General features: G+C 52.9%; 16 protein-coding genes. All 16 read right to left on the bottom strand.

Annotated elements, in window-relative coordinates; translation table 11 throughout:
• Position 1: 1 nt before the first annotated feature.
• The 16 genes from KNP64_RS02600 to KNP64_RS02525 all read right to left on the bottom strand — a co-directional run bounded on the left by KNP64_RS02600 (position 2) and on the right by KNP64_RS02525 (position 13,210).
• Positions 2-1,048 (bottom strand): 3-dehydroquinate synthase, encoded by a 1,047-nt coding sequence (locus KNP64_RS02600; protein ID WP_214791486.1) that lies wholly within the window; start codon positions 1,046-1,048, stop codon positions 2-4.
• Complete coding sequence (gene aroC, locus KNP64_RS02595; protein ID WP_138859563.1) at positions 1,042-2,202, bottom strand: chorismate synthase; 1,161 nt, start codon at positions 2,200-2,202, stop codon at positions 1,042-1,044. The genes KNP64_RS02600 and aroC overlap by 7 nt, the downstream gene beginning before the upstream one ends.
• 10 nt (positions 2,203-2,212) lie before the next feature.
• Positions 2,213-2,992 carry a CheR family methyltransferase gene (locus tag KNP64_RS02590; RefSeq protein WP_138860315.1) on the bottom strand — a complete coding sequence of 260 codons (780 nt, stop codon included), beginning with the start codon at positions 2,990-2,992 and terminating at the stop codon, positions 2,213-2,215.
• 117 nt (positions 2,993-3,109) lie between these two features.
• A complete protein-coding gene (ndk, locus tag KNP64_RS02585; protein WP_034777324.1) occupies positions 3,110-3,526 on the bottom strand; it encodes a nucleoside-diphosphate kinase in 417 nt (138 codons plus the stop codon).
• A 91-nt stretch (positions 3,527-3,617) separates the two neighbouring features.
• Entirely contained in the window at positions 3,618-4,580 is a 963-nt protein-coding gene (locus tag KNP64_RS02580) for a polyprenyl synthetase family protein (RefSeq protein ID WP_214791488.1), read from the bottom strand.
• Positions 4,581-4,583: 3 nt separating this feature from the next.
• Positions 4,584-5,285 (bottom strand): demethylmenaquinone methyltransferase, encoded by a 702-nt coding sequence (locus KNP64_RS02575; RefSeq protein ID WP_034777322.1) that lies wholly within the window; start codon positions 5,283-5,285, stop codon positions 4,584-4,586.
• 20 nt (positions 5,286-5,305) lie between these two features.
• The gene (locus KNP64_RS02570; RefSeq protein ID WP_034777321.1) at positions 5,306-5,878 is read right to left on the bottom strand and encodes a heptaprenyl diphosphate synthase component 1; all 573 of its coding nucleotides are present in this window, start codon (positions 5,876-5,878) and stop codon (positions 5,306-5,308) included.
• Between the two features lie 127 nt (positions 5,879-6,005).
• Positions 6,006-6,278 (bottom strand): HU family DNA-binding protein, encoded by a 273-nt coding sequence (locus KNP64_RS02565; protein ID WP_021067196.1) that lies wholly within the window; start codon positions 6,276-6,278, stop codon positions 6,006-6,008.
• A gap of 109 nt (positions 6,279-6,387) precedes the next feature.
• Positions 6,388-7,098 (bottom strand): hypothetical protein, encoded by a 711-nt coding sequence (locus KNP64_RS02560; protein ID WP_138859566.1) that lies wholly within the window; start codon positions 7,096-7,098, stop codon positions 6,388-6,390.
• A gap of 3 nt (positions 7,099-7,101) precedes the next feature.
• Positions 7,102-7,302 (bottom strand): DUF2768 family protein, encoded by a 201-nt coding sequence (locus KNP64_RS02555; protein ID WP_034777319.1) that lies wholly within the window; start codon positions 7,300-7,302, stop codon positions 7,102-7,104.
• 80 nt (positions 7,303-7,382) lie between these two features.
• Complete coding sequence (locus KNP64_RS02550) at positions 7,383-8,426, bottom strand: NAD(P)H-dependent glycerol-3-phosphate dehydrogenase (RefSeq protein WP_034777318.1); 1,044 nt, start codon at positions 8,424-8,426, stop codon at positions 7,383-7,385.
• A gap of 17 nt (positions 8,427-8,443) precedes the next feature.
• Positions 8,444-9,754, bottom strand: coding sequence for a ribosome biogenesis GTPase Der (gene der, locus KNP64_RS02545; protein WP_034777316.1), 1,311 nt, complete (start codon positions 9,752-9,754; stop codon positions 8,444-8,446).
• A 129-nt stretch (positions 9,755-9,883) separates the two neighbouring features.
• Positions 9,884-11,032, bottom strand: coding sequence for a 30S ribosomal protein S1 (gene rpsA, locus KNP64_RS02540; RefSeq protein WP_034777315.1), 1,149 nt, complete (start codon positions 11,030-11,032; stop codon positions 9,884-9,886).
• A 140-nt stretch (positions 11,033-11,172) separates the two neighbouring features.
• Entirely contained in the window at positions 11,173-11,796 is a 624-nt protein-coding gene (locus KNP64_RS02535; RefSeq protein WP_138859567.1) for a lysophospholipid acyltransferase family protein, read from the bottom strand.
• Complete coding sequence (gene cmk / locus KNP64_RS02530) at positions 11,793-12,470, bottom strand: (d)CMP kinase (protein WP_138860316.1); 678 nt, start codon at positions 12,468-12,470, stop codon at positions 11,793-11,795. Before cmk ends, KNP64_RS02535 begins: the two co-directional genes overlap by 4 nt.
• A gap of 74 nt (positions 12,471-12,544) precedes the next feature.
• Positions 12,545-13,210 (bottom strand): flagellar brake protein, encoded by a 666-nt coding sequence (locus KNP64_RS02525; RefSeq protein ID WP_138859568.1) that lies wholly within the window; start codon positions 13,208-13,210, stop codon positions 12,545-12,547.
• Positions 13,211-13,220: the final 10 nt, after the last annotated feature.

Raw genomic sequence — 13,220 nt, 5'->3', positions numbered from 1 at the left:
GTCAAAACCACCCTTTCATTTGATGGAACGCTCCAGTGAGTCGCTCGGCCGTGACGCTCGCAACGGTCACCTCAGCGCCGAGCAGGACGAAGCGGATCTGCCCGTCCCGATTCTTTTTATCGTGTCCCATGCCTGCGAGATACGTGTCAAACGATTGCCAGTTGACCGTTGTGATGCCTTCCCGCCTCATGAATGAAGCGAGGGTTTCGGCCCGTTCCTCGTCGCCGGAGACGAGGAAGGCGTACACCATCCCGTAGAGAATCGCTTCCCCGTGCGACAACCGGTATGCCTCAGCCGACTCTAACGCATGGCCGAACGTATGACCGAAATTCAGCCACGCCCTCACGCCTTGTTCGCGTTCATCGGCCTCGACGACTAATCGCTTCACTTCGATTCCTCGTGCGAGCCACGTTTCCCAATCGAGCGGCCCTTGTGCCAAAGCTGTGAACAACTCGGTCTCAAACGAGTGACCGAGGACGTAACGTGACAGATAGGCGTGCTTAATCAATTCACCGAGCCCGCTCAAGACGTCCCTCGCGGACAACGTCTCGAGACGGTCCACGTTATAGTGGACGCCCGCCGGTTGATAGAAGGCACCGATCGCATTTTTCGCGAACGGATGGTTCACCGCCACTTTCCCGCCGACGGCCGAGTCATGCGCGAGAATCGTCGTCGGCACTTGTATGTAACGCACACCGCGCATATAGACGCTCGCTAAAAAGCCGGCTAAATCCCCGACCATGCCACCTCCGAATGCCACGACGAGCGTATCCCGGTCACAACCGCCCGTCAATCCGTCCGTGACGAGCCGTTCGATCGTGTCGAGCGACTTCGAGCCGTCACCCGGGCGGACGACCGACCAGACGACGTTCCGATGATTATGCTCGAGCCGGTCCCGGAACTCACTTCCGTGCAACCGGTCGACCGTCTCATCTGTGACCACCCAGACGGTGGAGCACGAGAAGTAAGGGACGCGGTCGAGCCAGGCGTCCCCTCGTTCAATTGTGACGTCGTACGGGGTCGAGGCGTTCACATGGAGCGTCACCACGTCCGAATCTCCTCTCGGTATGCGGCGACACGTGACTGGATCCGGTTGACCGTGTCATGTCCGAACGTCTCGCATAACTCGCGGGCGAGCTCAAACGCGACGACGGCCTCGACGACGAGCGAGGCGGCCGGGACGGCACAGGCGTCACTCCGTTCGATTTGTGCGAGAAACGGTTCTTTCGTATCGATATCGACGGATTGGAGCGGTTTATATAGCGTCGGGATTGGCTTCATCACAGCCGTACAGACGATCGGCATGCCCGTCGTCATCCCGCCTTCGAAGCCACCGAGATGGTTGCTCAGCCGCGTATAACCGTCCGGGCCATAGGCGATCGGGTCCATGACTTCAGAGCCTGGTCGATACGCCATCTCGAACCCATCCCCGAACGCGACCCCTTTAATCGCGTTGACGCTCATGACGGCTCGGGCGATGGCCGCGTCGAGTTTTCGGTCGTATTGGACATACGACCCGAGGCCTGGGATGACGCCATGCACTTCCGTACAGACGACACCGCCGAGCGAATCACCGGCAGCTTTCGCCTCGTCGATTCGATTCATCATCGCCTGACCTGCCGCCTCATCCATCGTCCGGACCGGCGACGCCTCAATCGCGGCGTGTAACGTGTCGAGCGACTCGTATGATGTCTCGGCCGTGACACCGCCGATCACTTTGACATAGCTCACGAGTGACATGCCGACCGCAGCGAGCAGTTGCTTGCTGAGTGCCCCGACAGCGACACGGGCCGCCGTCTCTCGAGCGCTCGAACGTTCGAGCACGTCTCGCAGGTCGCGATGGTCATACTTCAGTCCGCCGACGAGGTCGGCATGACCCGGCCGTGGCCGGACGACGCGACGCTTGATTTCAACATCCGCGTCGACCGGTTCGGCCTGCATGACGTTCCGCCAATGAGTATGGTCCTTGTTCTCGATCCAAAACGAAATAGGGGCCCCTGTCGTCACCCCGTGACGAATACCGGCCCTCACCTCGATTCGGTCTGATTCAATTTGCATGCGACGGCCACGACCATAACCCGATTGCCGTTTGGCAAGCTCGTCATTGATTGCCTGCACGTCGACTTCAAGCCCGGCCGGCACACCCTCGATGATGATCGAGAGTCCGGGACCGTGCGATTCTCCTGCCGTCAAATAACGCATGTGCGCCACCTCACTCTTCAAATTTTTCGTAGAAGAAACTTTGTTTCATCTTGTAGCCATACCGTTTCGGTTGAAAGATTTGCTCCGTGCCCCCGACGAAAAGGATCCCACCCGGGCGAAGCGAACGGTGGAATGATTTATAAACTTTCTCTTTCGCTTCCTCGGTGAAATAAATCAAGACGTTGCGACAGACGATCAAATCAAAATTCCGCTCGTAAACGTCGGCCAACAAGTTATGTTTTTTAAACGTCACCAACTTCTTGATGTCTTCTGTGATGTAATAGTCGTCCCCACGGCGAGTGAAATAACGCTGCCGAAAATCAGGGGGCAAGTCGACGAGCGCCCGCTCATGGTACTTGCCTTGCTTCGCTTTTTCGATCACCACATCATCTAGGTCCGTCGCCATGATCGTGAACTGGGCGGGTGACAAATGTTTCGATAATAGCATCGCTAACGAGTACGGCTCTTCTCCGGTCGAACAGGCCGCGCTCCAGACACGCAATTTGCCTTGGCTTTTTCGGATGAGCTCGGGTAAGATATCCGTCTCGAGCTGCTGCCAGCGGACGGGGTTCCGATAAAACTCGCTCACGTTAATCGTCATGCGGTCTAAAAATTCATCGTACAATCCTCGATCCGCTTCCATCGCTTTGAAATACTCGATGAACGTGGCATACCCTTTCTTCTCACGAAGCGCAATCATCCGCCGCTTCATCTGAGCCTCTTTATATAAATTCAAGTCGATCCCTGACTTCAAATAAAACTTTTTAACGAAGATGGCATAATCATTTATCACCAGTTCCAACCTCAATTCTTTCTCTTCTCCTAGATCATGTCGTGCCAAAACGAGTGAGAGCGCTTCAATACCAATATAAAAAGGGACAGGAGGCCCCCGTCCCTTTTATCGTCATCAAACGTGTGATGCTTCAGTGGCGAACCAGAGTGACAATTCACGCTCTGCGCTCTCCACGCTATCTGAACCATGGATGACGTTTTGTGACATCGTCGAGGCCAAGTCGCCACGAATCGTTCCAGGTTGTGCGTCAAGCGGGTTCGTCTTCCCGATCATCAACCGAGAGACGGCGACGATATTCTCGCCTTCCCATTCCATCGCCACAACAGGACCAGACGTTAAAAAGTCGACTAGCTCTCCAAAGAACGGCTTTTCCTTATGTTCCGCATAATGCGATTGTGCAACTTCCACTGATGGTGTCAACAATTCAAGACGATTCAACGTATAGCCTTTTTGTTCGAAGCGCGAGATGATTTCCCCAATCAATCCACGTTTCACGCCATCCGGTTTCACCATTAAAAATGTTTTTTCCATTTCCCTAATCCCCCTAAATCGATCTGTGTACCATGTACGTTATTAGTTTACACGGTCATCACCATTATTGAAAGGGTTTACAAGGTGCCGATTACCATTTTCGTTTCCCGATGTACTCGGCAATCTCGATGAGGGAGCGTTTGTCGACCACGTCCGGTAACCCGTCAAGACGTCGGATCGCCCGGTTCACATAACGGTCGATCGTCCGTTGGCTCCGCTCGAGCGTCCCGTTGCGTTGCACTTCACGAACGAGCGTGTGCGTCAAAGCATAATCAGACGAATGACTGACTTGTTGCAACCGATCGAAAAATTCCGGATTTTCCGCTGAATAGAAGAGCGGTAGCGTTTTATGGCCGTGTTTCAAATCTTCACCGACCGGTTTTCCGAGTTGGAAACTTTTTGCGGTGAAGTCGAGCAAGTCGTCCGTCATTTGAAACGCCATCCCGATATCATAGCCGAACAACCGCAGCTGTTTGACAACGTCAGGAGAGGCTCCCGAGACGACGGCACCAGCCGCACAACTCGTCTCGATCAACAACGCCGTCTTGCGGGCGATGCGGTCGAGATATCGTTTCGGAGACTGGGCCCAGTCATATTGATCTTGGATTTGATTGATCTCCCCGACACAGATCAGTTCCATCGTATCAGCCATGATTTGCATCACGTTTGGGGAATCGATCTCAGAGACGAGCCGAATCGCTTCACCGAACAACGTATTACCGGTGTACATCGCGACCCGTTCATCGTAACGCTCCATGACGGTCGGTTTGCCGCGGCGCAATGTGGCGTCATCGATGACGTCGTCATGAACGAGCGAGGCCATATGAATCAATTCTAGACTCGCCGCCACTTTCGTCAATCGGATGTCTTTCGTCTGTCCGAAGCCGGCGCTAAGCAGGACGAACGCCGGCCGAATCCGCTTCCCGCCCGCGTCTAACAGTTGTTTCGAAGCCGCTTCGATGACCGGATGATCGGTTTGGACTCGCGTCGACAAGAACCGGTCAATCTGTTCAATCTCTCGGTTCATGTGGCGATAAAGTCGCTTCAAAGACATCGGTCACCACTTCTTTCCTAAGTGCATGGCACACGCACCGCCGGAGAACGCCTTCACTTCGACTTGTTCGAATCCTGCCGTCTCAAACATCCGTTTTAGTGTCAACCGGTCCGGGAATTGATCGGTCGATTCTTGGAGCCACTTATATTGATCATACGAGCCGGCAAACACTTTACCGAACAGTGGCATGACCGACCCAAAGTAAAATCGATATAGCTCGCTGAAGAGCGGTGCCGTCGGTTGGCTCGTCTCGAGACAGACGACCGTCCCACCCGGCTTCAACACCCGGTGCATCTCACGGAGCACCGTCATATAGTCCGGAACGTTGCGAAGACCAAAACCGATCGTCACATAGTCGAACGAGTGATCGCCGAACGGCAATGCCATCGCGTTACCATGGATGAGTTCGATTGTCGGATATTCTTCCACTTTCTCTTGTCCGACCGCGAGCATGTTCTCGGAGAAATCGAGACCTTTGACGACACCGGTATTCCCGGCCGCCTCGGCGAGTTGAATCGTCCAATCAGCCGTCCCGCAACAGACGTCGAGACATTTAGCCCCTGGGAACACTTGCATGCGACGCATTGTCGCTTTGCGCCACCATTTATGCAAACGGAAGCTGATGATCGAGTTCATCGTATCGTAGCTCGGTGAGATTGATTGAAACACGTCATATACTTTTTGCTCTTTTTCTTTCGGTTGCAATACGTAACATCCTTTCCGTTCTAAGCGACAGCGTGCGCCAGGAGCGTCGATAGCTGTTCTCGTTGTTCTTGGCGCAGTTCCGCCGCCTTTCGTTCGATGATCGTTTTTCCGTATGCGGTCAAGTAAGCCTGACCGATCACTTCAGAAAACGTTTTGATCAATCCGAAGTTCGCTTCCATCCACGTCGTGACAGGTACGTCTGCGTCTAACGCAAGTGTACATTTCGCCCCATTGACGAGCTGGACCGTCCGGCCGAAGCGATTGCTATAATCGGCAGGAAACAGGGCCAGAATTTTATAAAATTGAGCCGAGGCATAATCGCCGGCGAGCACTTTCAATTGCCGCTCGAGCGATCCGTTCGGACTATCCTTTACTTGATCGTGCAGTTCGAGCGCTTGGTGCGCAAAATACGTCGCAAGCACGAGCTGACGTTGTTGATTCGATTCGATTTCAATCATCTCGACCATCCAACGAAGTAAAGGCATGTCGACTGCGGGTACAATCTCGTGTCTCGTCAAATACGGATGGGTCATGCGTTCTTCGATTTGACGAGCAAGGTCGGTGACAACGGTTTCGTATGTCATCTGTTCCATGCTATTCCCCCTCGTCCTCTTCGTTGTCATTCTGACATAGTATAGCACATTTTTGTCACATTCACGCCATGTGAACTCGCTTTCCACCACAAAAAAAGCCGCCTTTCGGCGACTTATGTATTGCACATTATTTGACCGCATCTTTGAGCGCTTTACCTGCTTTGAAGGCAGGAACTTTGCTCGCCGGGATTTCGATATCTTCTTTCGTACGTGGGTTACGGCCTTTACGGGCAGCACGTTCACGAACTTCAAAAGTACCAAAACCGATCAATTGAATTTTATCACCGTTTTGGAGTGCTTCAGTGATAGATTCGAATGTAGCTTCTACAACTTGTGTAGCTTCTTTTTTCGAAACGTTGGCTTTCTCCGCAACTGCTTGGATCAATTCAGTTTTGTTCATCACGATTCACCTCCTCTCACAGGGAGTTTACGGGATTAATCATATCGTACAAACGTTGATATGACAACATTTTTTAAGTGAAAAGCCCATATTCGACCCGTTCCGACGATCAGTTGTTTAAAAACTCGACCTCACCTTGTTCATTAATCGTGTACCCTTGCGAATAAGCAGGGGCGAACGGGGAGTCATTATAGAGCAAATACCGAATGTCTTCCCCGACTTTCGGCTCTACATCCGTGTTCTCAAGGGCGGCTTCAAGGTCGGTCCGGTAATCGACAAATAATTGCCCGGTCCCGTCGACATAGATTGGCAACTCGGTATCGGTGTATGGACTCGGGACCGTCGGTTCTTCTGAGACGAAGATGAGATCATAATCGATCGTGAATTGATTCTTGCCGACCGACCCGTCAAACGGAAATTTCCCTTCTTTGGCCCGAAAGGCGTTAATGTTCGTCTGTAACGTTTGCAACCGTTCGGTCACGCGCAAATCAATGAGCTTGACGGTAGGGTCGGTCTCGGCGTCGACAAGGACATATAAGAACAAACCGCCCCCTTCGAAACTGTTCACCGGCGGATCGGCCAAATAACCAGGCACGAGACGGGCGAATTCGATCGGGTAACGCTCCATGAGAGGCGTTTCAGCCGGTTTCGTTTTGATTGGCAAGACACCGGTCGTCTCTTTGAACGAATCAACGGCCGTCTGGACCGATGTCAATTGATCTTCATACGGCACGTTATCGACCCGGTTCGAGTCCGGGAACATACATCCACTGAGCACGGTCGCCGCCAAAAGACTAGCGACCAACAAAATCCGTTTCACGTGTTATCCTCCTGTCGGTCCTGAAGCGACCACATAAATCATGATGATCGTTCCAAATAAAAATATGACGAATGCGATGACGCGGACGAGCGCCGCGAACCATCCCGATAGCTTCGTATGGCTGATTGCCACCATAAGCGCGGCGATGGCAAACGCTCCAATCCCCGCAAATGAAATCCACATCTTGATGAGTGACGGTGTCACGTCTATCCCCTCGACTTTCTCTTTAATTCTTTCTCCGTACATAAGTGTAGCAAAAAAAACAAAGGAACTGAACGAAAACGTCAGTCCCTTTGCTCTTCGCCGCCTTCGAAATGGAATACTTCTTCCATCTCATGCTTTTGCGGGCGTCTCATTAACTTTTGTACTTCATCATGCGGGCTCTTGCCTTCGAACAATACGTTGTAAAGGGCTTCCGTGATCGGCATCTCGACACCGGCTTCCCGAGCGAGCGTATGCGCCGCCTCACAGGCACGAACACCTTCGACGACCATTCCCATATGACCGAGCACGTCCTCGAGTTTTTCACCACGGCCGATCGCGTTCCCGGCACGCCAGTTACGGCTATGCTGGGACGTGGCCGTGACGATTAAATCCCCAATCCCGGTCAATCCCGAGAACGAGGCCGGGTTGGCACCGAGTTTGACCCCGAGTCGCGCGATTTCAACGATCCCGCGCGTCATGAGGGCCGCTTTGGCATTATCGCCGTAACCGAGGCCGTCCGTCATCCCCGCAGCGAGCGCGATGATGTTTTTAAGGGCACCACCATACTCCGCTCCGATGACGTCCGAGTTCAAATACACCCGGAACTGATCGTTCGTGAGCAACTCTTGAATCTCATCGGCCACGTCCAAATCCTCGCAGGCGATCGTGATGGTCGTCAATTTACGGACCGCCACTTCTTCCGCGTGGGTCGGGCCGGTCAAAACACCGATGGCCCGGCGTTTCGCCGGATCGATTTCTTCGGCGATGATCTCCGACAGACGTTTGTGCGTCTTCGGTTCGATCCCTTTAGCGGCGTGGACAAGAACGGCCGGCTCCGTGAGAAGTGCGTTCAACTCACGAGACACCGGACGAATCGCCGAACTCGGGACGACGAGGAACACGATGGAGCGGCCGGCGACCGCTTCTGCCAAGTCCGTCGTCGCTCGAATCGAGGTCGGTAACGGCGCATCTTTCAAATACGTCGAATTCGTGTGGTCGGTATTGATTTCATGCACATGCTCTTCTTCACGTCCATAAAGCAGGACGTCGTGTCCGTTGTCAGCGAGGACGAGTGATAACGCCGTTCCCCAGCTCCCTGCGCCGATGACAGCAACTTTTGCCATAGAAGGCACCCCCATTACTAGTTTTTCTGACGCGCCACGATATGAATCGGTGTACCAGTGAAGTCAAATGCGCGGCGAATCTGGTTGTCTAGATAACGTTTGTACGAGAAGTGAAGCAACTCTGGGTCGTTGACGAACAACACGAACGTCGGCGGCTCGATGGCCACTTGCGTCGCGTAGTTAATCTTGAGTCGCTGTCCTTTGTCCGTCGGTGTCGGGTTCATCGCGACCGCGTCGACGATGACGTCGTTCAACACGCTCGTCGAGATCCGACGACGGTGCGACTCGGCCACTTCTTTGATGACCGGAAGCAACGTCTGAAGACGTTTCGACGTGAGAGCCGACAAAAATACGATCGGCGCGTAGTCGAGGAACAAGAACTCTTTACGAATCTTCTCTTCCATCTTCTTCATCGTCTTATCGTCTTTGTCGACGGCATCCCACTTGTTGACGACGAGCACGATGGCTTTCCCCGCTTCGTGGGCGAGGCCGGCGACGCGTTTGTCTTGCTCGATGATGCCTTCTTCGCCGTCGATGACGACGAGGACTACGTTCGAACGTTCGATTGCCTTTTGGGCACGCATGACGCTATAACGCTCGGTTGATTCATACACTTTTCCGCGTTTACGCATACCGGCCGTATCGATGATGACGTACTCTTGCCCATCCCGTGTGAACGGTGTATCGATCGCATCACGAGTCGTCCCCGCGATATCCGAGACGATGACGCGTTCTTCACCGAGAATCGCATTCGTCAAGCTCGATTTCCCAACGTTCGGACGTCCGATGAGCGAAAACTGGATGACTTCTTCATTGTATTCATAGTCATCTTTATCTGGCGCCAAATCGAGAACTTTGTCGAGCAAGTCTCCAAGCCCGAGTCCGTGTGTCCCCGAAATCGGGAACGGATCGCCGAATCCGAGCGAATAGAACTCATACATGAGTTCGCGCATCTCGAAGTTATCGACTTTGTTGACGGCGAGGACGATCGGTTTGTTCGAACGGAACAACAAGTTCGCCACTTCTTCGTCTGCCGCTGTAATGCCTTCGCGTCCGTTCACCATGAAAATGATGACGTCCGCCTCATCGATCGCAAGCTCGGCCTGGTGGCGCATTTGAACGAGAAGCGGCTCATCACCGACCTCGATCCCGCCTGTATCGATTAAATGAAACTTACGGTTCAACCACTCACCCGTCCCATAAATGCGGTCGCGTGTTACCCCCGGTTTATCATCGACGATTGACACGCGATCTCCGATAATCCGGTTAAAAATCGTGGATTTCCCAATATTCGGGCGGCCTACGATGGCCACTGCTGGAATTCCCATATAAACACCTCTCTAACTTTCATTCAATAACTGATCGTTTCTAATTGCAACTGTACTATCATATCACAGCGCTATTTCTGTGACCATACAAAAAGAAGCGGGAGTCTGGCTCCCGCTTGAACGACCGTCTTATTTAGAATCGTCCGAGGTCTCTTCTCCTGTCAATTCAGAGACAGAGAACCCTCCTTGGTCACTATACTCGTCAAGCAGCGATTGGTCCGCGTCTTCACGCGTCGAATCACTCGACTCGAGCGCACGCATCGAGAGTGAGATTTTCTTCTCATCAAGATGGACATCGAGCACTTTCACTTTCACGTCTTGGCCTTCTGACAACACTTCAGACGGCGTCGCGATGTGTCGGTTCGCAATCTGCGAGATGTGCAGCAAACCTTCGACTTGCGGCGCGACTTCGACGAAAGCACCGAACGTCACGAGACGTTTGACTTTCCCGTCGATCACGTCGCCCGGTTGAATTTTACCTTCCACCGATTCCCACGGTCCAGGTTGCGTCTCTTTGATCGACAACTTCACTTTCTCGTTGTCGAGGTCAAGTCCAAGCACTTTCACTTTGACTTTGTCTCCTTCAGTCACAACATCGCTCGGTTTCTCTACCCGGCTATGGGCCATTTCCGAAATGTGGACGAGTCCGTCGACGCCGCCGATATCGACGAATGCACCGAAATCAGTGAGACGTTGAACCGTCCCTTCGATGATTTGACCGACCTCGAGCGATTCGAGCGTCTCCGCTTTCTTCGCGCTCATTTCAGCTTCAGCAACCGCTTTATGCGACAAGATGACGCGATTTTTCTCGCGGTCAATCTCGACGACTTTAACCGTAATCGGTTTATTCAAGTAGGATGAGAAGTCTTCGACAAAGTGGTTTTCTACGAGCGAAGCCGGGATAAATCCACGGATACCGATGTCAACGACAAGTCCACCTTTGACCTTGTCTTTTACCATGACCTCGAACACTTCACCAGATTCGAATTTCTCGACGATTTGATCCCAAGCTGCCTCGGCATCCACGTCTTTCTTCGAAACGACCACCTCTTCGTCCGTGACCTTTTTCACTTTGACACGGATTTCGTCGTTAACATGGAGTGATTCGTTTAAATCGTCTAAATGCATGCTTGATACTTCGCTGATTGGTAAAATTGCCTCGGTCTTATAACCAATATCGATCAACGCTTGTTTGTCCTCGATTTTGACGACAGTACCGGTCACAATTTGACCTCGATTAATCTCAAAATCAGGCATATCTTTCATTTCTTCGACCATTCCAACACTACCCCCTCACGATGAGTACAAAAAGGAACGCCCTAAGGCGCTTACACCTAGTATAAACTTCTTATAATTCGAAAGATTTGTCAAGGTGTTATCAGGTTAGTTCCTTTCCTAGCGCGAGATTAAACCTGAAATTAACGAACGTTCCGTGAATGCTGCATGTACAAATCACCGATCGTCGCCATAATCAAATCGGCCGCGTTTTGAGCACTCGCCTTCTCCGCTTTTAGCCCGCTCAAGTCGACTGGCTTGCCGATCACGACTTTAAGCTTCGAACGGAACTTATATGTGCCGATGATGGCTACCGGAAGCACCGACGCGTCCGAGCGGAGCGCAAAGAACCCGACTCCGGCCTGGGCTTTTCCGAGCGTCCCGTCTTTCGAGCGTGTCCCTTCCGGAAAGATCGAGATGACCTCGTCTTCCTTCAACTTTTGCAAGACGACACGGAGTGCCTGGCGGTCGCCTTCTCCGCGTGACACAGGGATTTGACCAGCGCGGTTCAAGATATGTTTCAATACCGGGACTTCAAACAACTCTTTCTTCGCAAAGAAGCGGAGCTGGCGTTGTTTCGGCATCGCCCCGGCGAGAAGTACCGGGTCCCAGTTCGATTGATGGTTTGAACAGACGATCATCGACCCGTCGAGCGGGACGTTTTCCCGTCCGATATATTCGACGCGGAAACTCAACCGGCGAATGATATTGACGACGCCCACCGCGAGACGATACATGCCGAACGGCCCATTGTTGAGTGGTCTCATCGTTCAATCACCTGCTTCATCAATTGCTCGATCGCCTCGACGACCCCGTCGATCGACAACTCGGTCGTGTCGAGATAGTGCGCGTCGTCCGCTTGGCGAAGCGGAGCGACCTCTCGTTCCGAGTCGCGCTTGTCGCGGAGGGCAATCTCAAGCTGTAACTGTCCGAGGTCGCTCGGCAACCCTTTCGCCACGTTCTCTTCGTGGCGACGGCGGGCCCGTTCTTCGACCGTCGCCGTCATGAACACTTTCAAATCGGCTGACGGCAAAACGTGGGTCCCGATATCGCGGCCGTCCATGACGATTCCGCCTTTACTCGCGAGGTCGCGCTGTAAATCCATGAGGGCAGCCCGTACTTCCGGCTGGCGTGCGACGAAACTGACGTTGTTCGTCACTTCGCTCGTCCGGATGACGTCGGTCACTTCGTCGGCGCCGTCGAACACACGTTGTCCGTTCTCGGACGGGACGAGCCGTAAATCCATGTTGCCGATCATCTCGGCGAGTTTCGGCCCGTCTTCGAGACCGACCCCGTCTCTGAGGGCACGATACGTGACGGCACGATAAATCGCACCCGTATCGATATAGACATACCCTAGTTTTTTAGCGAGCGTTTTCGCGATCGTACTCTTCCCGGCTCCGGCCGGTCCATCTAATGCAATCTGTAACGGTTTATTCATAAAAATTGGGTATCGGCTCATCCCGATACCCGCCTCCTCTCGGTCATTTGTTCCGAGAACATCATACCAGTTTTTTAACGTGAAGAAAATACAGAGCCCGTCCGTTTTCTCGCTTCGAGCTGGGCCCGGAAGCAATAACGTAAAATCGTTTCCTGGTCCCGGTGCGATAATTCTTCGAAACGAAGCGACAACTCTTGTTTCGCCGCCTGTTCGTGAATCCGTACGAGGCGGCTCTTGACGCGGAACGTCTGCAGCACGCCCCGGTCATCATTAATATGGAACGTGACGATGATGGCCTCGTCGACCGCGACCGGGGCTCGATTGGAGATGATGCGCATACCGCCGGCCGACACGTCGAGCGACGTCGTCTCAAACGATGGGAACGCCTGGCCGTCCTCGGCGGATACGGTCACATTGATCATTTCAGGGACACGTAAATATTCACGGCGCTGCACGCGCTTGATTTTCTTTTCATCCGGCATCGGGAATGCATAGCGAAGCGTCAGTTGCGCATCGCTCACCCGTCTCGTTACGACCGTATCAAACGCATAGAGCTGCTCTTCTCCTACGAAGAAATAGACACGCATCGATTCGTCTTCGTGCAAGAAAAACGTCTTTAAGGTATCCGTCTCACTCGGGGACTCAATCCAGACGACTTGGTCGTTGATAGCCGCGATTTTTGTCTTTCCTTCTTTTCTCCCTTCGACTTCTACCCGTAACTCTTGTCCTACTTTTAACATGAAACGATTC

It is taken from the genome of Exiguobacterium sp. s64 (assembly GCF_018618035.1).
Taxonomy (GTDB): Bacteria; Bacillota; Bacilli; order Exiguobacteriales; family Exiguobacteriaceae; genus Exiguobacterium; species Exiguobacterium mexicanum_A.
This window is presented reverse-complemented; position numbering and strand designations above follow the sequence as displayed.